1 protein-coding gene is annotated in these 575 nt (G+C 43.7%); it reads right to left on the reverse strand.

Annotation, left to right across the window (positions count from 1 at the left end; genetic code table 11):
- Positions 1-202 precede the first annotated feature (202 nt).
- Positions 203-575 (reverse strand): hypothetical protein (locus PV363_RS17870; RefSeq protein ID WP_301023104.1); only part of this gene is annotated, 373 nt, incomplete at its 5' end.

The raw sequence follows: 575 nt of genomic DNA on the forward strand, positions 1-575 counted from the left end.
CGCCATCTTTCAGGCAGCTTCATAATTCCTCGTTTGTAGAAGGATTTGTCTTTACCGGCAAAAAATTGAACAAGGTGCTGATGTACAGCTTCATCTGAAATGAAGCTTATTTCTCGTAAGGAATTTTGAAGCGACCGAAACAAATGAAAATCAGATGGGGCAAGATCAGGCGAGTAAGCTGGATGTGGTAACACATCCCATCCTAACTCCAATAACTTTTGACGAGTGAGCAAACTACACGCGCCGTCAAATGAACCTCTCTCAGTTCGTGTGGTACCCAACGATCGAGTTTGCTTACGTATCCCAGTTTCTTCAAATGGTCGTGAACGGTTGAATGATGGATTTTTAAGGTTTCTGCAATTTCCAGTGGGTTTGCTCCTACCAATGCCTTTAATTCGTCACTATCCACCTCAGTAGGCCGCCCTGATCGAGGTGCGTCATGGATATCAAAATCCCCATCTCGGAATTTTTTAAACCATCTCTGGCATTGCCGTTCTTGTAGTACATTTTCTCCATAAACCTTTCTCAACTTGTCACACGCTTGTCTTGCGTTCTTGCCTTTGCGGAAGTAATAC

The sequence above is a fragment of the Mumia sp. genome (assembly GCF_028803055.1).
In the GTDB taxonomy this organism is placed as follows: Bacteria; Actinomycetota; Actinomycetes; order Propionibacteriales; family Nocardioidaceae; genus Mumia.